The 20,235-nt window shown below is 42.3% G+C and carries 16 protein-coding genes; 11 read left to right on the top strand and 5 right to left on the bottom strand.

Features of this window, described 5'->3' with window-relative positions; all coding sequences use genetic code 11:
- Positions 1 to 12: 12 nt before the first annotated feature.
- Entirely contained in the window at positions 13 to 816 is an 804-nt protein-coding gene (locus G6R09_RS16920; RefSeq protein WP_065166859.1) for an undecaprenyl-diphosphate phosphatase, read from the top strand.
- Positions 817 to 869: 53 nt separating this feature from the next.
- Here G6R09_RS16920 and G6R09_RS16915 read toward each other — a convergent pair whose 3' ends face one another.
- Positions 870 to 2,105 (bottom strand): multifunctional CCA addition/repair protein, encoded by a 1,236-nt coding sequence (locus tag G6R09_RS16915; RefSeq protein ID WP_065166858.1) that lies wholly within the window; start codon positions 2,103 to 2,105, stop codon positions 870 to 872.
- A gap of 261 nt (positions 2,106 to 2,366) precedes the next feature.
- Between G6R09_RS16915 and G6R09_RS16910 the strand changes: the two genes are divergently transcribed.
- Both G6R09_RS16910 and G6R09_RS16905 read left to right on the top strand, forming a co-directional pair.
- Complete coding sequence (locus tag G6R09_RS16910) at positions 2,367 to 3,992, top strand: AAA family ATPase (protein ID WP_181315011.1); 1,626 nt, start codon at positions 2,367 to 2,369, stop codon at positions 3,990 to 3,992.
- Complete coding sequence (locus G6R09_RS16905; protein WP_163923650.1) at positions 3,992 to 4,963, top strand: general secretion pathway protein GspB; 972 nt, start codon at positions 3,992 to 3,994, stop codon at positions 4,961 to 4,963. The genes G6R09_RS16910 and G6R09_RS16905 overlap by 1 nt, the downstream gene beginning before the upstream one ends.
- Before the next feature lie 103 nt (positions 4,964 to 5,066).
- Here the strand turns inward: G6R09_RS16905 and G6R09_RS16900 are convergent, their stop codons facing one another.
- The 3 genes from G6R09_RS16900 to G6R09_RS16890 all read right to left on the bottom strand — a co-directional run bounded on the left by G6R09_RS16900 (position 5,067) and on the right by G6R09_RS16890 (position 7,771).
- Positions 5,067 to 5,678, bottom strand: coding sequence for a TIGR04211 family SH3 domain-containing protein (locus tag G6R09_RS16900; protein WP_107204581.1), 612 nt, complete (start codon positions 5,676 to 5,678; stop codon positions 5,067 to 5,069).
- Between the two features lie 115 nt (positions 5,679 to 5,793).
- On the bottom strand, positions 5,794 to 7,059 hold the full coding sequence (locus tag G6R09_RS16895) for an inorganic phosphate transporter (protein WP_065166855.1): 1,266 nt from the start codon (positions 7,057 to 7,059) through the stop codon (positions 5,794 to 5,796).
- Positions 7,060 to 7,090: 31 nt separating this feature from the next.
- Complete coding sequence (locus G6R09_RS16890; protein ID WP_060998533.1) at positions 7,091 to 7,771, bottom strand: TIGR00153 family protein; 681 nt, start codon at positions 7,769 to 7,771, stop codon at positions 7,091 to 7,093.
- 185 nt (positions 7,772 to 7,956) lie between these two features.
- Here G6R09_RS16890 and G6R09_RS16885 point away from each other — a divergent pair, with 185 nt between their 5' ends.
- The 4 genes from G6R09_RS16885 (at position 7,957) to hldE (ending at position 15,821) form a co-directional block, all read left to right on the top strand.
- Complete coding sequence (locus G6R09_RS16885) at positions 7,957 to 9,471, top strand: inorganic triphosphatase (protein ID WP_163923648.1); 1,515 nt, start codon at positions 7,957 to 7,959, stop codon at positions 9,469 to 9,471.
- 274 nt (positions 9,472 to 9,745) lie between these two features.
- Positions 9,746 to 11,329 carry a methyl-accepting chemotaxis protein gene (locus G6R09_RS16880; RefSeq protein ID WP_163923645.1) on the top strand — a complete coding sequence of 528 codons (1,584 nt, stop codon included), beginning with the start codon at positions 9,746 to 9,748 and terminating at the stop codon, positions 11,327 to 11,329.
- Between the two features lie 107 nt (positions 11,330 to 11,436).
- Entirely contained in the window at positions 11,437 to 14,319 is a 2,883-nt protein-coding gene (glnE, locus tag G6R09_RS16875; RefSeq protein WP_163923642.1) for a bifunctional [glutamate--ammonia ligase]-adenylyl-L-tyrosine phosphorylase/[glutamate--ammonia-ligase] adenylyltransferase, read from the top strand.
- 71 nt (positions 14,320 to 14,390) lie between these two features.
- Complete coding sequence (gene hldE, locus G6R09_RS16870) at positions 14,391 to 15,821, top strand: bifunctional D-glycero-beta-D-manno-heptose-7-phosphate kinase/D-glycero-beta-D-manno-heptose 1-phosphate adenylyltransferase HldE (RefSeq protein WP_163923639.1); 1,431 nt, start codon at positions 14,391 to 14,393, stop codon at positions 15,819 to 15,821.
- A gap of 64 nt (positions 15,822 to 15,885) precedes the next feature.
- Here hldE and tolC read toward each other — a convergent pair whose 3' ends face one another.
- The gene (tolC, locus tag G6R09_RS16865; RefSeq protein ID WP_163923637.1) at positions 15,886 to 17,184 is read right to left on the bottom strand and encodes an outer membrane channel protein TolC; all 1,299 of its coding nucleotides are present in this window, start codon (positions 17,182 to 17,184) and stop codon (positions 15,886 to 15,888) included.
- Between the two features lie 322 nt (positions 17,185 to 17,506).
- Here tolC and nudF point away from each other — a divergent pair, with 322 nt between their 5' ends.
- Genes nudF through yqiA form a run of 4 tightly spaced genes read left to right on the top strand, consistent with a single transcriptional unit; the run spans position 17,507 to position 20,047 of the window.
- Positions 17,507 to 18,142 (top strand): ADP-ribose diphosphatase, encoded by a 636-nt coding sequence (gene nudF / locus G6R09_RS16860; protein WP_163923635.1) that lies wholly within the window; start codon positions 17,507 to 17,509, stop codon positions 18,140 to 18,142.
- Between the two features lie 33 nt (positions 18,143 to 18,175).
- Positions 18,176 to 18,604: a DUF1249 family protein gene (locus G6R09_RS16855; RefSeq protein ID WP_082955644.1), complete on the top strand. Its 429-nt coding sequence runs from the start codon at positions 18,176 to 18,178 to the stop codon at positions 18,602 to 18,604.
- A gap of 40 nt (positions 18,605 to 18,644) precedes the next feature.
- Entirely contained in the window at positions 18,645 to 19,469 is an 825-nt protein-coding gene (cpdA, locus tag G6R09_RS16850) for a 3',5'-cyclic-AMP phosphodiesterase (protein ID WP_065166847.1), read from the top strand.
- A complete protein-coding gene (gene yqiA / locus G6R09_RS16845) occupies positions 19,469 to 20,047 on the top strand; it encodes an esterase YqiA (protein ID WP_065166846.1) in 579 nt (192 codons plus the stop codon). Before cpdA ends, yqiA begins: the two co-directional genes overlap by 1 nt.
- Positions 20,048 to 20,235 lie beyond the last annotated feature (188 nt).

Below are 20,235 nucleotides of genomic sequence, written 5' to 3'. Positions count from 1 at the left end.
TAAGGATCATCAATGAGTCACTTTGAAGCGATAATGCTTGCCCTGCTACAGGGATTAACAGAGTTTTTACCTGTATCAAGTTCTGCCCACCTGATTCTACCGTCAGAAATACTGGGGTGGCCCGATCAGGGACTTGCATTTGATGTTGCGGTTCACGTAGGTACGTTATTGGCGGTAATGATTTATTTCCGTAAAGAAGTCGTTACATTACTGGGCGCGTGGCTAGCTTCAATTTTTAAACGTCAGCATAATGCTGAATCAAAATTGGCATGGATGATCGTTATTGCAACGATTCCTGCTTGTGTATTTGGTTTGTTGATGAAAGATTTCATTGAAATGTATTTACGTTCAGCATGGGTAATTGCTTGTACGACAATCATTTTTGGTTTGCTGTTATGGTGGGTCGATAAACACGCTAAGCAAACAGATAATGAATATCAAACCACATGGAAAAGTGCGCTATTGATTGGTTTGGCACAAGCCGCAGCCATTATTCCCGGCACATCACGCTCAGGTGCGACCATGACTGCTGCACTGTACTTAGGTTTTACTCGTGAAGCAGCAGCACGATTTTCATTCTTGATGTCGATTCCAATTATCCTGCTTGCCGGTGGTTACTTAGGCCTTAAATTAGTCACAGGTAGCGATCCAATTGATATCAGTAATCTTAGTATTGGTATCGCAGTCTCTTTTGTGAGCGCATACGCTTGTATTCATGTGTTCTTAAAGCTTGTAACCCGTTTAGGAATGATGCCGTTTGTTATTTACCGCTTAATTTTAGGTGTGGGTTTATTCCTGTTTTTATGGGCTAAATAAAAGCCAAGTTATGTTTTATAAAAAAGCCGACATTATGTCGGCTTTTTTGTGACTTAAACTGAGCTGCGATGTTGTTGCAAATAGTCATCAACAGCTGCAATGCGTGATTGCGCTAATTGATGCTTAATATCAGCCCCAGTAAACCCGGCTGCAATGATCGGTTTGACGGACACTGCTTGAGCAATATCAAACACCGCAATGAGAATGTCTGCTTGTGGATAGAGTGTATCTTCTAAACCTTGACGGCCTCGAGCATCAGCTCGGCAACAGATGGCTAGCTGTGCAATACGTTCTGGTTTTCGCCAACCATCTATTTGATCAAAAATAGTGATAAAAGTGCTGGCTCGCATTTCTTGTGCATGGTGTATTTTGGTGTGTTGTGCACATACAAGTAGCGCTAGATCTCGGTATTCATTGGGTACTTTTATGCGTTGGCAAAGTTTTTTAATCGGCTTAATACCATCACGGCAATGGGTTTTATGGTGAGGTAAATCATCTTTAGGTGATAATGCTTTTCCAAGATCGTGCACTTGAGCTGCAAAACGGATGATAGTGCTGTCACTTAATTGCGCTGCTTGTTTAGCAACGAGTAGTGTATGGATACCACAATCAATTTCTGGATGCCATTTTTCAGGCTGTGGTACGCCAAATAAGGCATCAATTTCAGGCATGACAACCGCTAACGCGCCACATTGACGTAGTACACTCAAAAATACTTGTGGATCATCACTAGAGAGTGACTTTTGCCATTCTTTCCATACTCGCTCAGGCGTCAGGTTTGCAAGCTCACCACTGATGACGATTTCTTGCATTAATGCCATGGTTTCAGCGGCAATAGTAAAGCCAAGGTGAGCAAAACGTGCCGCAAAGCGCGCAACCCGTAATACCCGTAAGGGATCTTCACTAAATGCAGGTGAGACATGGCGTAAGATCTTATGCTCTAAGTCATGTTTACCATGGTAAGGATCAACCAATTGTCCATGTTGATCTTGAGCAATGGCATTGATGGTTAAATCACGTCGTAATAGATCTTGTTCAAGGGTAACATCGGCTGCAGCATAGCAAGTAAAACCAGTATAGCCATGGCCTGATTTTCGCTCTGTACGTGCAAGGGCATATTCTTGCTTGGTGCGCGGGTGGAGAAATACCGGAAAGTCAGTGCCGATTTGTTCATAACCTAAATCAAGCATGGCGGTAGGGGTTGTGCCGACAACGACCCAGTCTTGATCTGTTATGGGTAAACCCAATAAGGTGTCGCGCACAGCACCGCCGACAAGATAAGTTTGCAATGAAGACTCCTTAAATACCACGCTGAGGTTAATAGTTGTAGTTCGCAATAAAAATCATCATTATCACATCATGACAATGTTAATCGGTATTATTTTGTTAACCAAGATACACTGATTTATTTAGCATCATGATAGCAAAGATTGATCCGTAATGAGAGTCGGTCGGTATTATGCAGCCGATATGGCTGCTGATGTTGTTAGTGTCGTTATCAATAGTGCTGACAATGTGTTTATAAATAACGTAAGTATCAGAGAATATATATGTACCAAGATTTTTTTGGCATAACGGAAGCTCCGTTTTCAATTGTGCCAAGTGCCCGTTTTCTCTATCTCAGTGAGCGTCATCGAGAAGCCTTGACCCATATGTTATCTGGGCTCACTGATGGTGGTGGCTTTGGGCTATTAACTGGTGAAGTTGGCACCGGTAAAACCACCGTATTACGAGCGATGATTTCGCGATTACCTCAGCAAGCGCAAGTGGCTGTTATTTTAAATCCAGCGCTGTCATCGCATGATTTGTTAGCGACTATTTGTGATGAATTAGGTTTAAATTATGTTGATGGTGCGAGTTTTAAGCAGCTAACCGATATTATTTATCAGCATCTTATTGCTAATCATGCGGCGGGTAAGCAAACACTATTGTTAGTTGATGAAGCGCAGCATTTAATGCCGGATGTGCTAGAGCAATTACGCTTATTGACCAATTTAGAAACCGATAGCCGTAAGTTATTAAAAGTGGTTTTAATTGGCCAACCAGAATTACAGCAATTATTACAGCAAGAGCGTTTACGCCAATTAGCCCAACGGATTACGTCCCGTTATCACTTATTGCCATTGACTGAAACTGAAGTCAGTGAGTATATCCATTACCGTCTAAGTGCTGTTGATTGTCTTTATCCAGTGTTTGATGCCAATGTCATTAGCTATATTGCTAAGCAAACGCAAGGTGTACCAAGGTTAATCAACTTGGTATGTGATAAATCAATGCAGCTTGGGTGTCAGAGCGGTGTACATAGCGTTACTAAAGCGATGGCGATTCAGGCTTGTGAAGATATTTTTAGCTGGCAAGTACCGTCCACAGCCATAGCGAAAACGACGTCAGCATGGCTACCTTGGACTGTTGCCGCAACATTGTGTGGTGTTATGGCTGCGGCAGTATGGTATTACTGGCCTCAACATAATGTACCGCCACAACCCAACGTTGCCACTGCACTTGCGCCTGTTTCCACTTTGATTACCCCGCCAGCACCGGTTGCAATATCGACCAAAGTAAGTGCAGAATCACGCTTAATTGCAATGATTAAAGATAGCCGTCAGCACCGTAATGCGATGCAGAGTTTGTATCAGTTGTGGGGGTTTGATACCGCGTTAAATCAAGCAACATGTGCAACCAGCTCTCGTATCGCATTAACGTGTTTTTCTGGCACCACAACTTTAGCGCGGTTAGGCTTGATTAATCGGCCAGTGATCGTGACTTTAAAGGATGGTCAACAGCAGCCATTTTATGCGGTGGTATATGCCATTACTCACGAGCGGGTTGAATTACTATTGGATCATCAACGTATTGCAGTGACACCAGCATGGTTTGAAGCACGCTGGAGTGGTCAATTTAGCTTGCTATGGCGGCCACCACTAGGGGATAAAACCACGATCCGTTTTGGTCAGAGTGGTCCACGAGTGGCATGGTTAAACCAGCAGTTGAATAGTTTCTTAGGTGAAAGCGGGCCTAAGGTAAATTATTTTGATCAAACAGTATTAGATAAATTACGTCGATTTCAGCGCGCACAAGATATTGCCGCTGATGGTATTGCAGGGCCAATGACACTAATGATCCTTGATTCAGCCCTTAATCTTCCAGGGCCTACGTTACAACCGGAGCAAGCATAATGTCTCAGTTATTAACGGCATTAAAGCAATCTGATACAAAGAATACTCAGCAATCTAGTAACGGAAACAGTGATGCTGAGGCCATGAAAATTGTGCATCCAATGCGAGCGGTAAAAGCCCAACAGTCGCGTTCTAAATGGATACTACCGATCTTGATTGCATTACTGCCTGCAGCGTCAATTGTGGCTTATAAGTTATATCAACAATCCTCAGTTGTGCCTCAAGTGGCGTTAAATAATCAACCTGTACATGGACAAGTGCTATCAGCGCCGATTAATACGGTGTTACAGCCACCACAAAAACCACAATCAGCACCGACGACAACCGCGGGTGATGTGATTTTTATGTCGTACCCAGAGATGGTTACCGAGCCTTTACCTATCAATGATAGTCTGTATTCGGCTGCACCCGCTTATGTATCGCATCCTGATGTTAACCCGTCGTTCGATGATAGTGACAGCCAATACGGTGATCTTGGTCCTACTTATGATGATGTCGTCACTAAACCAGTAAAACGTGCCGCTAAAGTATTACCGGCGTCTCATGACCCTTATAAGTTAGACAATCTCGATTTATCTGATTTATCCCCAGATTTAGCAGCCAAGCTTAAATCGGCGATAGTGGCGACTGATGGTACACACTATCAAGATAGCGATGTTGATCGAAGTCCTGCTGAACGTAATGCTTCAGCAGGCGAAGTGGTGTCAGTAACACCAGCGGTTGCCAATAACCAAGTCACGCCCATTGGATTGTTACCTGCAGCAGTACAACGACAGTTACCTAAAATGAATTTTAATCAGCATATTTACTCTTCTACCCCTGCTAAACGATGGGTAAAAGTTAATGGCCATGAGCGTCACCAAGGTGACATGGTTGCGACAGGGGTTAAGTTAGTCAAAATTGAATCAAGGGATGTCATTTTGGCATTTGATGGTTATCAATTCAGTATGCCAGCGTTATCTGAATGGTAAGGGGGGCCACAAATTAACCCCATTAAAAAAGGCAGCTAATGATGAGCTGCCTTTCGTTTTTTATACGGTGATTGATAACAGCATTGAATATCAATATCGAGGATTATGCCCAACCATTGGTACGTTTGCGACGACGTGGTGTGATATGCGGTAATATCAATCCTAATAACAACCCTGCGCCAGCGACTAGGCCACCATAAGTAAACCATTTCATTAGCAGGTCATCTTTTTGAGTATCAATTTTTGCGCGTAAAGTGCGAACTTCATCTTGAGCTGTAGTCAGTTCATTTTGTAATTGATGATTACGGGTTTCAAATTGGCTAATTTGGTTGGTGCGCTGAACTAAGGTTTTATTGAGTTCACTATTTTGAGCGTTATTGCTAGTCAGTGCGTCAGCAAGTTGCGCTTTTACTGTTGCCAGTTCTGTTTCTAAAGCGGGTAAACGCTCTTTAAGCGCGACATCAGTAGAAATAAATTTAGATTCAACCCAGCCACTACGACCACGATCATCAGTAATACGACTGTAATTTTTATTGGTTTCTAGCACTGTTACAGGAGTGCCTGCATTAACACTGCCGACAATACGGTATTGGTTACCAGGACCTTTTAATAGGTAAGTAAATAAATTATCAGAAATATACTGCGCTTGTTCAGCATTAGCGATCGGGCTAATCAGTGTAAAACAGAACAAAAAAAAACTTATGAGGTGCTTCACTATTGAATCCTTGATGAACCTGAAATAGTTAGAGTTCGAGGATAGTAAGAGCTTTATAGGAAGGGGGCAAGAAAAGAGAGAGGGGGAGACCTCTCTCTTTGAACTCTGCCACTATTTAACTAAATAATGCTTGCATAATGTAGAAGAAAATGACAGCAAGTAATGCACCTGCTGGTAAAGTCACAATCCATGATGCAACGATGTTGCGAACAACACCTAGGTTAAGAGCAGCAATACCGCGAGCGAAACCTACACCCAATACCGCACCAACAAGTGTTTGTGTGGTTGAGATAGGTAAACCTGTGCCTGATGCCAGTACAACAGTCGATGCTGTTGCTAACTGAGCAGCAAAGCCACGGCTCGGTGTTAACTCTGTGATGCCTGTACCTACGGTAGCCATTACTTTATGACCAAGAGTAGCTAGACCGATGACGATACCAATACCACCGAGTGGAAGGATCCACCATGCGATTTGGCTTTGCGCTGCAATTTGGCCTGAACTTTCAATGGTTGAAACAACCGCTGATAGTGGACCAATCGCATTTGCTACGTCGTTTGAACCATGAGCAAATGCCATCGCACACGCTGTAACAACCATCAATACGCTAAATACACTTTCCACACCAGCATAACCATTGCTATCAATAAGATCATCGTCAGCATATTTACGCTGAATGTAGAAATAACCTACAACCATGATAATCAAAGAGACACCAATAGAAACGATCCAAGCTTCACCGGTAGATAAATGCAAACCAATGTGTTTTAAGCCTTTCTTAATTGTTACCAATGCAATGACCATCGCTGTGATAAACATATAGACAGGAACAAAACGTTTTGCATTTTTCATTGGGTTATCAGTATCAAAGATTAATCTTTGAGCACTGATGAAAATCAGATACGCAAATATACCGGCAATAAGCGGTGTAATTAACCAGCTACCCACAATACCTTGAATTGAATGCCAATCCACTGCATTGGTGCCAACTGACACACAAGCAAAACCGATGATAGCACCGATAATAGAGTGTGTAGTTGAAACAGGCCAGCCCATAAAAGAAGCGACAAGTAGCCATGTACCAGCAGCAAGAAGCGCTGACATCATGCCAAAAACGAGGGTTTCAGGGTGGGTTGCATATAGAGAAGTTTCGATAACACCCTGTCGGATAGTATCGGTAACTTCACCACCTGCAAGATAAGCACCTGCGAATTCAAAAATCATCGCAATGATGATTGCTTGTTTTACTGTAAGTGCTTTTGAACCAACTGAAGTACCCATGGCATTGGCAACATCATTTGCACCAATACCAATCGCCATCAAAAGACCAAAAAAAGCTGCCACTCCGATTAATAGAGTGCCGTAGTTAGCCAGGATTTCCATTGTAAAACCTTGTTTTGTTTAATTCTCGTTATTAAGAACGCGAAAGCATAATTTCTAAACGTGAGCCGACCCGCTGTGCTTGATCAGCAATTGCGCCTACCCACTCGAGAATTTTGTACAGGAACATGACATCCACCGGGCTGTGTTGGTCTTCGATGGACATTAATTGTTGACGTAAGACAACCTGCATAGCATCGGTATCATCTTCGATAACATCTAGCTGATTAATCATTTCAGCAACAAGCGTCACTTCTCTGCCTTTGAAACCAGTTTCGAGTAATTCATCCAGTTCATTGATTACACGGCGAGCTTGATCAGCTGCGTCTAAACAACGTTGAATGTATGCCACGAAGTCTGGGTACATGATAGCAGGAACTTGTAGCTTACGTCCTAAGACTCGACCAGCGATATCTTTGGAGAGGTTAGCAAGTTTATCCTGCTGGGTTAACAGTCCTAACATATCAGTACGATCTACTGGCATGAAAAGACCACGAGGAAGCTTCAGACGGATCTCACGCTTAAGCACATCCGCATCTTTTTCAAGTTGCGAGATTTGTTCGCGTAAAATAGCCGCCTTTTCCCAATCTCCAGCATTACATGCCTCAAAGAACGGGATAAGCAGGTCACAACATTCAGTTACGCGAATAACATGACGTTGTAGTGGTTTGATTGGGGATTTTGCAAAGAGCCCCATAATTGTATTTACTGGCATAGCCGATCAACCTAAAGAGCGCCCGAATAAGGCTAAATCTTGAGCGATGGTCATTGAATCGCGCATGTTAACGTATTAAAGAGTATAGTGGAACCAGTTTTGATCAAGGTTTTATTGATATTTCTCACTTGCCCTTCGGTGAAGAAGCAAATATCCTTGGTTTGCCACCGTTTATAGGTATAACTATGGAAACCGAGATAGAACTGAAGTTTTTTGTCTTACCAGAATTTTCGACCCAGCTATTGGATAAAATTTCCGCAGCTAAAATTCTGCAACAGAGCCATCGTGAGTTAGGTAATGTTTACTTTGACACTCCCGACCAATTATTGCGCCAATATGATATTGGTTTACGCATTCGCCGTTTTGATGATGTGTTTGTTCAAACATTGAAAACAGCAGGTCGAGTTGTGGCTGGATTACATCAGCGTCCAGAATACAATGTTGAAGTAAACAGCACTGAACCAAGTTTAGCACTCCACCCAATGGATGCTTGGCCCCATGGTTTTGATGTTGCTGCAGTACAACAAAACATTAAGCCATTATTTAGTACCGATTTTACCCGTCAGCAATGGTTGGTTGCTATGGCTGATGGTAGTCAAATTGAATTAGCCTTTGATCATGGTGAAGTGAGTGTTGATGATAAACGCGCACCTATTTGTGAAGTTGAATTAGAGCTTAAATCGGGTCAAACAGATGCATTATTTACGTTAGCACGAGAATTATGCGCTGATGGCGGTATGCGATTAGGTAATCTTAGCAAGGCTGCTCGTGGCTACCGACTTGCTGCTGATTATCAAGGTGATCCTATTAAGCCGTTAGTTTTTGTTGAAACAATGGCGCAAGATTCCGTTGAAGAAACATTTATTCATACTCTTGAGCATGCGCTTGAACATTGGCTATACCACGAACAAATTTATGTGGAACGCCAAGATCCACAAGCATTAGTTCAAATTTCACAAGCATTAAGTTTATTGCGACAAACTTTTGCCACTTTTGGCGGTATTATTCCCCGTCGTGCCAGTGCCTTGTTACGTCAAGAATTGCAATGGCTAGAAGGTGAACTTGATTGGTTAGAAGAAGCCAATAGTATTCAAGAGCTGGTTGATGATAAAGCTTATGTACTGCGTAAACTAAATGTACGTAAAGAGCTGCAACAGCAATTAGAACTTCGCTACGTTCAATTACCTGATAGCGAAATGATGATCCAGCTGATGCGTTCAGCACGCTATTGTGGTTTATTACTTGATTTAAGTCGCTGGATTTTAAGTCGAGGTTGGCAACCTTTTCTTGATGATAAATCTCGTACTAAACTAGCAGCGCCTGTAAAAGCATTTGCGGATAATATGTTAACCCGCTCATGGTCTGAGTTATTGGATGTCTTTCCTGCAGAGCGTCAGCTTAGCCGTATTGATTACCTTGATCAAAAACCACGCTTAGTGCGTAATTTGATGAGTGGTATTGCGTTTGCGGGGTTGTATGACGAAGAACGTCGTGCCTCTTTTAGAATGCCATGGTTAGACTTATTACAAGGCTTAGATGACTTACGCGAGTTGGAGCCAATTCGACAGTTATTGCCGCTATTTGAAGGTGATGATTTAGCTCAAGTTGAAAAATGGTTACAACGCCAAGAAGAATCACTGTTGCATGCAATGAGCCAGACTCGACAGATCAGTATTGAGTTAACGCCGTATTGGACATAACGTCATCTCGACAACCCGGTCTCTATAATAACAACGCCTCGCTTAATGCGGGGCGTTGTTGTTTCTAGCGTGATAATCATTTCATCATAACAACAATCATCTGTGGTGAAGATCATGTTTTAATGGCTCTGTTGTGCTCAGTGCTAAATATTTACTCGTTGATGTCGATAATGTATTCAGACCATCATGATCGAGTGATGATATTACTGGCTTGCAAATAACACTATCACGATCAGCGTGAAGGGTTTAAACGTTTGCAATAGGGAGATAACAAATGGCAACGCTAATGTTTAAACCATGGGAAAAATGGCTCACAAATCTTAAATTAATCCCCAAACTGATCATGTTAATGGTCGTTAGTACATTATTGTTAATCGGTAAGCAGTTGTGGGATGCCGAGTTATTTTATCAATCTGTTGTCGTCAACCAACAAGCCAAAGTTCAGCAATTAGCGCAGTCTAACGCACAAACGTTAGCGGCATCGATAGCTAACCAACCGTTAGACTCAACGTCACTTGAGCAGCTTTTAACTGCATCAGACTCAAGTAGTAGTGTGTATTTCATTGATTATAAAAATAACATAGAAAAATCTGAATTTAATCAGGTGGTTAATCTAAATCAGCCATTATCAAATGGTCAAACATTGATTAGTCTTCTTAATAGTCACTCCAGTCAGCAGGCCTTTTCGCTACCAGATAACCAAGGCTATGGTTATATTGTTAAATTAGCGAGTGCTAATTTAGCCGTGATTAGTTATCAATCAAACACAGTAGCGTTACATCATTATCAACAATATCTTGTGCAAATTGTATGGCAAACAGGATTGATGATATTAATTTTCATGCTGATTTTATTACTCGTTTCACGGGTTATGTTACGCCAGATTGGTTGTTTAAAACAAAGTATTCAAGCATTAGCTCACAATGATTTATCGCAATCGCTACAGATGGAGTGTCGAGATGAGTTTGGTGAACTAAGCCGTGAATTAGAGCAAACCCGTTGCCAGTTAACGGCGGTATTTGTTGCTCAGCGTCAGGCTGCTAGTTCGCTGTCACAAGCGGCTGAAATGATGTCACTAACCATGGATCAAACCAAAGAGTCTGCGCAAGAAGAGTTTGCTGAAATTGATCAATTAGCATCGGCAATGGCAGAAATGACATCAACAGTACAAACAGTAGCAGGCCATGCCCGTGATGCATCAAATGCGACGCTTAATACTTCAGAACAAGCAGCAACCGGACAACAGTTTGTCGGTCGAACCATGGTAACCATTAATCAATTATCTGATGATATTACTCAATCGGCAGCGGCGGTTAATCAAGTTGAAACCCGTGTCGATAAAATAAGCTCAGTAATTGTCACCATTCAAAGTATTTCAGAGCAAACCAATTTATTAGCACTTAATGCTGCTATTGAAGCCGCCCGCGCGGGTGATGCTGGGCGTGGATTTGCGGTTGTTGCTGATGAGGTGCGTAATTTAGCCCAACGAACCCAGACTGCAACCGTTGAAATTCAAGATATGATCGCCCAATTACAACAAAGTGCTCAGCAGGCAGTAGCCCTAATGGAACGCAGTGTTGTTGAAGCTGCTGAAGGGGTTGAGTTGGTGACTAATGCTGGCGGTGAGTTAAATAAAATCGTTGAGCAAATTCAACAGATTAACGATATGAATTTTCAGATTGCCGCGGCTGCTGAACAGCAAAGTACTGTCGCAGATGAGATGAATATCAATTTAACCAATGTACGAGAGCTTGCTAATGGCTCGGTAGGGGTGGTGACAGAGCTTGCCTTTACCGCTGTTGATATGCACCAACAAGCCAATGATCTCGAAACTAAAATAACCACTTTTAAGGTATAAACCTCCCGCTTAGCCCTCTAAAATAAATTTATAACGCCCGTCAGTGATGGGCGTTTTTGTATGCTAAATTAGAACTCTTTATCGAGTTACTTGTTCAAGGACAGCACATGGCGATCGAAAAATCATATCCAACTATTCATCATTGTAGTGACTTAGTCGCCGCAGCAGATTTAGCGTGGGAGAAACTCACTCAGCAACAGCCGCAACAACTGGCGTTATGGCAAGATGAAGCCAAAAATGAGTTATTCGCGATGTTGGGTTTGAGTGATTTTATTAGTGCTTCTTTACAACAAGAGCCTCAATTACTTGAATGGCTGTTTGAGCACTATCAAACTTATGAAATGATTGATTACCGTGAGTTATTAGCCCTGCAACTTGCTCAAGTTACCGATGAAGCCAGTTTGATGCGCAGTTTACGTCATTTTAGACGTCGTTATATGGCCTTGATTGCGTGGCAAGATTTTAGCCATCGTGTCGATTTAGAGCACAGTTTAGCCAGTTTATCGCAATTGGCAGAAGCATTAATAATGGAAGCTTATCATTGGCTTTATCAGCAATGTTGCACTGAGTGGGGCATGCCAGTTAATGATCAAGCTGAACCCCAGCCAATGTTAATTTTAGGCATGGGTAAGTTAGGTGGTGGTGAGCTTAACTTCTCATCAGATATTGATCTTATTTTTACCTATCCAGAAAATGGTGAAACCGTCGGTGGTCGCCGTAGCCTCGCTAATGCCCAGTTTTTTACACGTCTAGGGCAGCGGTTGATCAAAGCGCTTGATCAAATCACTTATGACGGTTTTTGCTACCGAGTTGATATGCGCTTGCGTCCTTTTGGTGATAGCGGTCCATTAGTGATGAGCTATGCGGCATTAGAAGATTATTACCAAGAACAAGGCCGTGATTGGGAACGCTATGCGATGATCAAAGCACGAGTAATGGGTAAAGAAAGCTTTAGCCAATATCAAGGCTTGCGCCAAATGTTACGTCCGTTTGTGTTTCGACGTTATATCGATTTTAGTGCTATTCAATCATTGCGGCGTATGAAGGCGATGATTGGCAGTGAAGTGCGCCGACGTGGGCTGACCAATAATATTAAATTGGGCGCTGGTGGTATTCGAGAAGTCGAATTTATTGCTCAGTCTTTTCAATTAATTCGTGGTGGTCGCGAGCCAAGTCTACGTGGGCGAGGATTATTACCAACGTTAGCTGCAATTAAAGCATTGGCGTTGTTACCTGATGCTGATGTTGATGCGTTAACCAGCGGCTATTGCCATTTACGGCGGTTAGAAAATTTATTACAGGCTATTGACGATAAGCAGACTCAAACACTACCAGATAAGCCGCTTGATCAAGCACGATTAGCATGTGCAATGGCCCAACCTGATTGGGCATCATTAATGGCCATCACAACGCAGCATATGACCGCCATTCACGCTATTTTCGACGATATTATTGGTCATGATGATCAAGATAGTCAGCAAGAAGTCGCGACGCAATATCATGAAATGTGGGCAATGGTGACCAATGAAGATGTGTTATTAACTATTTTGGCAGAAATTAAAGCCCCAGAACCACAGCAGCAAGCGCAAAATTTAATCTCGTTTAAGCATGAATTGTTTAAGCGCACTTTAGGTCCACGAGGGCGTGAAGCGTTAGCAACACTAATGCCTGAAATTTTAGCGCAAGTGGTATTACGTGACGACGCAGTTAAGCTACTGCCCCGCTTGACCAAACTCATTATTCGAATTGCTACTCGTACCACTTATCTGGAGTTATTAACTGAGCATCCTGTCGCACTTAAACAATTGATTCGATTATGTGCGGCGAGTCCAATGGTGGCCGATCAATTAGCGTTATACCCATTATTATTAGATGAACTGCTGGATCCTCAGCACTTGTATCAACCGACAGAACTCACCAGTTATCAAGATGAATTACGTGAATATCTTGCTCGTATTCCGGAAGAGGATATGGAGCAACAGATGGAAGCTATTCGGCAATTTAAACAGACTCAATTATTGCGTATAGCAGCTGCTGATATAGCAGGTGTACTGCCATTGATGAAAGTAAGTGATCACTTAACTTATCTTGCTGAAGCGATTATTGCTGCGGTTGTTAATCAGGCATGGTTACAAACGGCAGCTAAATACGGTGAGCCAAGTCATTTACTAGAGCGACAAAGTAAAGGTTTTGCGGTGATTGGTTACGGCAAAGTGGGCGGTTGGGAATTGGGGTATGGCTCTGATCTTGATTTAGTGTTTGTCCATGATTGTCCTGATAATGTTTATACCACCGGTAATAAAGAGATCGATGGGCGACAGTTTTATTTACGTTTAGCACAGCGGATCATTCATCTGTTTTCTACCCGTACCGCTTCTGGCGTTTTATATGAGGTTGATATGCGATTACGGCCATCTGGCGCATCAGGATTATTAGTCACAACAGTCAGTGCTTTTGGTGAATATCAACAACAACAAGCATGGACATGGGAGCATCAAGCCTTAGTCCGGGCGCGAACGGTGTATGGGGATGCGCAGTTACAAGCGGCCTTTAGTGAGGTTCGTCAACAGGTATTAACGGTTGAGCGAGATTCGGCGCAACTTGCAAATGATGTCGTCACCATGCGCGATAAAATGCGTGCCCATTTAGGTAAGAAAAAAGCGGGTATGTTTGGACTGAAACAAGACCAAGGTGGCATTACGGATATTGAGTTTTTAGCGCAATATTTAGTGTTAGCTTATGCCCATCAGCAACCTGCTTTAACACGTTGGTCAGATAACATTCGAATTTTTGAATCACTGGCTGCCAACGGCATTCTTGATAGCTCTACAGCAGCGAAATTACAACAAGCCTATTGTGATATGCGTAATGCCATTCATCGGTTGAGCTTATTAGGATTACCGGCTTATGTTGAACAACAGCAATTTACTGATGAACGCCATACTGTGGCGCAAGTGTGGCAGCAATGGTTAGCGTCACATAAGGTTTAGTGACTATCGTGATGCCTCTTGATTTTAGTTTATGTTAGTATTTGAAGGTTGCCATATTCTCGGAGAAAGAAATGAAACTGACGCTGCCTGATTATAACCACGCAGAGGTATTGATTGTTGGCGATGTAATGTTAGATCGCTACTGGACTGGACCGACTGAGCGAATTTCACCAGAAGCGCCAGTGCCCGTGGTTAAGGTTGATCAGATTGAAGAGCGCCCGGGCGGCGCGGCAAACGTGGCAATGAATATTGCAGCGTTAGGTGGCAATGCCAAGTTAATCGGCTTAACTGGAGTCGATGAGGCTGCGCGTGCGTTAACCGAAAAACTATCATCATTAAATATCAGTAGTGATTTTGTTGCGCTTGCACAATATCCTACTATCACTAAATTACGAGTGATGAGCCGTGGCCAGCAGTTAATTCGATTAGATTTTGAAGAAGGCTTTCAAAGTGTCGAGCCTGCATTAATACTTGAACGTATGCAGCCTGCGTTGGCTAATGCGAAAGCAGTGATCTTTTCAGATTATGCCAAAGGCGCGTTGGAGCATGTACAGTCGATGATTCAATTGGCTCGTGCGGCTAACTTACCTGTACTCGTTGATCCTAAAGGGACTGATTTTGAACGCTACCGTGGTGCAACGTTATTAACGCCTAATTTATCTGAATTTAAAGCCGTTGTTGGTTGTGTAAACTCAGAACAAGAGTTGGTTGAAAAAGGCATGGCGCTTATTGAGCAATATGACTTTGAGGCGTTGTTAGTGACGCGTTCCGAACATGGTATGACTCTGCTTGAAAAAGGCTGTGAACCGCTGCATATGCCAACGTTGGCGCAAGAAGTTTATGACGTAACGGGTGCTGGTGATACGGTTATTTCTGTATTGGCAGCATCATTATCAGCAGGTAAATCGTTGTCTGACTCTTGTAAGCTAGCGAATGCTGCGGCGGGCGTAGTGGTGGCGAAGCTTGGTACCTCAACCTTATCAACTATTGAATTAACCGAAGCGATTCATGGTAGTCAGGATAGTGGTTTTGGGGTGATCTCTGAGCCGATGTTGGTTGAGGCTGTAAAAGCTGCGCGTACGCGAGGGGAAACTGTCGTTATGACCAATGGTTGTTTTGATATTCTTCACGCTGGCCATGTCGCTTATTTAACGCAAGCAGCAAAGTTGGGTGATCGACTTATTGTTGCAGTTAACTCGGATGATTCAGTAAAAGGTTTAAAAGGCCCAGGTCGACCAGTTAATCCAGAAGATCGTCGTATGGCAGTGTTAGCAGGTTTAGGTGCTGTCGATTGGGTGGTTCCGTTTACTGAACAAACACCGCAACGCTTGATTAGCGAAGTATTACCGAGCATTTTGGTGAAAGGTGGTGATTACACCCCTGAACAAATTGCGGGCGGCAAAGAGGTAATTGCTGCGGGTGGTCAAGTGTTGGTGCTTAATTTTGAAGATGGGTGTTCAACTTCGAAAATTATTGAAGCTATTCGTGGTGGACGTGGTTAATCTCAGGATTAGTTACAATAAAAAAGCGCCGTCAGGCGCTTTTTTTATATCGATATAATTTGGCTTACTTAGTTTGAATTAAGCCAGCATTAATATCTAATAGATCTTGCTCACTTAGAGTGCCGACAGCTTGTTTCAACTGTAGGCGCGCTAGAATATAGTCGTAACGCGCATTAGCCAGTTCGCTGTTAGCTGAATATAGGCTACGGGTTGAATCTAGAACGTCAACAATAGTACGAGTACCGACATCAAAACCGGCTTCGGTCGCTTCTAATGCAGACTTGGCTGAAACGACTGATTGCTTATAAGCATTAATCGAACCAATTGTGGCATTAATGTTGTTGTAGTAGTTACGGACATCTTTAACTACTGTGCGGTATTGCGCTTCAAGATCTTCACTTGCTGATACATATTTATATTGAGCTTGTTTTACTTGTGAAGACGTATTACCGCCGCTGTAAACCGGTAAATCAAGTTTAATACCAGCAGTTAGATTACCTTGATCTGGCTTAGATAAAGCGCTGGTATCATCATATTGATAACCAGATTCAAACGATAGCGTTGGTAGGTGACCTGAGTCTGCAAGTGAAATGTTATCACGCGCGACGTCTTGACCAATACGTGATGCTAATAAGGTTAAGTTTTCAGTTTCAGCATCTTTAACAAGCTTGTCTGCTACTTGTTGTGGCTTACTTGCAGAGAAGCTGGCGGTATTTAACGGATCGAGTGATGAATATGCATGACCGGTAATTTCACGTAATTCTTCATAGCTATTAGCGAGGGTGTTTTTCTTTACAATGATAGACGCAAGCACGGTATCGTATTGTGCTTGAGCATCATAAACATCAGTGATTGCAGATAGACCCACTTCAAAGCGTTGTTTCATTTGCTCTAATTGACGACCAACCGCGGCTTTTTCTGCTTCACCAAATTTTAAGTCATCTTTGGCTTTTAACACATTAAAATACGCTGATGAAACGCGTAGAATCAAACCTTGTTGCGCGACGGCATATGCAGCATCACTCTGGCGCGCTGTTTTTTCTGAGATATCAAGACCAACCCAACTGGCACGGTTGTATAATGATTGGCTTAATGTCACGCCACCGCTAAACCCATTGTCTTTAGCTGCTTTTGAATCAAGGTAGTAAGTGTTATAGCCAGCAGAAAGATTAATTTGTGGCAAAAGGGTACTACGTGAAGAGTTGATTGCTTCAAAAGCTGCATCTTTATCGGCCGCGGCTTTTAGAAGTGTTGGATCATTTTGCTTGGCTTGCTGATAAATCTGAGCGAGATCGTCAGCCGATGCTGATTGACTGATAGAGCCAATTGCAAGGCTGATAATGATTGGAAGCAATTTTTTCATGGATGCCTTTCCTGGTCTTGCTGACAAAAATGGGAATGAATATAGAGTACAAGCGCTATTTTACCTAAAGCAGGCTTGCTTGAAACTGATCATTACGTAGTTTTACTTAATGATTATATTTTAACATTCAACTATAAGCTCATTGTAATCGATTTAATAAACAGCGTGTCAAAAAGATCCATGATATTTGATTGTTTAAACGCGAAAAGTGGAATATTACACTGTTAGTATAAATTTAAAGATTATAACGTGATTTTAAGACTATCTCGATTGAAATAGATTAATTTTTAAGAGCCATATTACGTTAAAAAGGAACTAGCATATGAAGAAAGCAGTAGTGTGTTCATCTTTAGAACCACAATTTAATCGTCAAGATATTGAAGTGTTATCAACTCAAACAGTGTATGACGGTTTTTTTAAAATGGTAAAATACCGCTTACGACATAAGCTTTTTGCAGGTGGTTGGAGTGGTGAGTTTGAACGTGAATTGTTTGAACGCGGTCATGCGGCAGCAGTGTTACCTTATGATTCAAAACGTGATCAAGTGGTATTAATTGAACAGTTTCGAGTTGGTGCAATGGCTGCAGACTGCCAGCCGTGGCAGTTAGAAATTATTGCAGGTATGCTCGATCATGAGGAGGAGTCACCAGAGCAAGTTGTGCATCGAGAGGCGACAGAAGAATCAGGATTAGTATTGGGAAAAACTGAAAAAATATCCCGTTATTTATCCAGTTCAGGTGGTTGTTCAGAGGTGCTTGATATTTTTGTTAGTGATGTTGATAGTCGCTTAGCACAAGGGATCCATGGTGTCGCCAGTGAATCTGAAGATATTCGTGTTCATGTTGTGTCACGAAATCAGGCTTATCAATGGCTAGAATCTGGTAAAATTGAAAATGCAGCCACAATCATCGCATTACAATGGTTGCAGTTACATTATCAACGTTTGCAACAGGCATAAAATAAATTATTGTATAATCTATAGGGGAATGATTTGAATAAAAGGTATACTGTTGATTTGACAAGCCTAATGCGCTTGTATGAAACTAATTATGCTAAACTCCTACCGTTATTGCCTCGCAGTGATGAGGTCGGAGATACGCAAGTATATCTCGTGTGTGATGATGCATACCAGCTAACAATTATTGAATCAACCCGTTATACCACTGTGGTAACATTAGCTTTGGTTGATATGGATAAGATCGTTGACTATCTAGCGCCATTATTAACGGTACGGTTATATCATGATGCCAAGGTCGCAGAAGTGTGTGCTGCACAGCAGATTTCACGTCTCAAGCCAATATATGATTATCCTAACTTGCGTATGCATCAAAAAAATGAGAAACATCAAGTCAACCTTTTCTTAGGTGACTGGTTGAAGCATTGTTTACGCCATGGGCTTAGTAAACAATCCGTTTGTTAATTGAACTTAATTGCTCAGAATAGACAAGGTTTTTGACGTTTTGCAAACCTATTCGCTGCCACAGAGTAACCCCGATAGTGTGGTTCTTTTGCAGATCACCGACACTCACTTGTTTGCCAATGGCTCCGGCTCTTTGCTTGGTGTGGCAACCAAAGACAGTTTTCATGCCGTGCTTAATGGGGTAGACACTGCTGCGCGTCATTTTGATGCCATTGTCGCTACCGGTGATATATCTCAAGATCATACCCCGTATTCCTATCAGCGTTTTGCTGATGGTATTTCACGCTGGTCACAACCGTGTTTTTGGTTACCCGGTAATCATGATTTTCAGCCAACAATGCAATCTATTTTACCAAGTGAGCAAATTAAGCCACATCAGCAGGTATTAGTTGGTGAGCATTGGCAAATGATTTTATTGGATAGCCAAGTACAAGGCGTGCCGCATGGTGAAGTTAGCGCCGCTCAGTTAGCACTATTAGAGACCGCTTTAGCACGTTACCCTGATCGGTATGCATTAATCTTATTGCACCATCATCCGTTAGAGGCGGGAAGTGCGTGGTTAGATCAGCATCAACTCCATAATAATCATCAATTTTGGAATGTGATTGATAAGTACCCACAAGTTAAAGCTGTGTTATGTGGTCATATTCATCAAAATTTAGATCGCATTTACCATGGTGTGCGTGTGCTGGCGACACCATCAACCTGTATTCAGTTTATGCCTGATTCAGATGACTTTGCCTTAGATGACAATAATCCTGGTTGGCGTTATTTAGAACTAACCCGTGATGGAAAAATCATAACCAGTGTGCATCGTGTTGATGGCGATCAATTTAAACCAAAACTTGATGCTGAAGGTTACTGATGCCATCGTTATTGATTTATTTACACGGTTTCAATAGTTCACCATCATCATTGAAAGCGCAGCAAATGATGGCTTATTGTCGTGAACATCGACCTGATATCAAGTTTGTAGCCCCTCAATTACCGAGCTATCCGGCGCAAGCCAGTCAATATTTAGCCCAATTGGTTGAGCAATACAATGATCGCTATACGATTGGCGTCGTTGGTAGTTCGTTAGGGGGATATTTAAGCGCATGGCTCAGTGAGCGTTATCAGTTGCCTGCGGTATTAGTCAATCCTGCGGTTAAGCCTTATCAATTACTTGCGAATTACCTCGGGCCACAACAAAACCCGTATAGCGGTGAAAAGTATGTGTTGGCATCGCAACACATTGATGAGCTAAAAGCGCTTGAAGTGATAAACATTAGTTATCCTCAACAACTATGGGTACTATTGCAACAAGGTGATGAGGTGCTTGATTATCGTCAAGCAGCATCAAAATATGCACACTGTCGGCTAACAATTGAAGCTGATGGTGATCATAGTTTTTGCCAATTTGAACGTTTTCCCGCCACCATTCTTCAATTCTTAGGGTTATAACCGGACTTATCTGTTCATTGAGTAACGAGATAGGCTACCCTATAAATCAAGTTATGTGCATTAGCATAAAATCGATACCCAGTTTATGTCCCTTTTTAGTGATACTGAAAAGAGACCCGACTCACTGAATGTGAGTTTTCCGCTGACTCTCGCTTGACAACACCGCGAGGGTTACTGACTATTGTTTG

Source organism: Photobacterium sp. Alg240-V54 (assembly GCF_900537155.1).
Classification (GTDB): Bacteria; Pseudomonadota; Gammaproteobacteria; order Enterobacterales; family Vibrionaceae; genus Photobacterium.
This window is presented reverse-complemented; position numbering and strand designations above follow the sequence as displayed.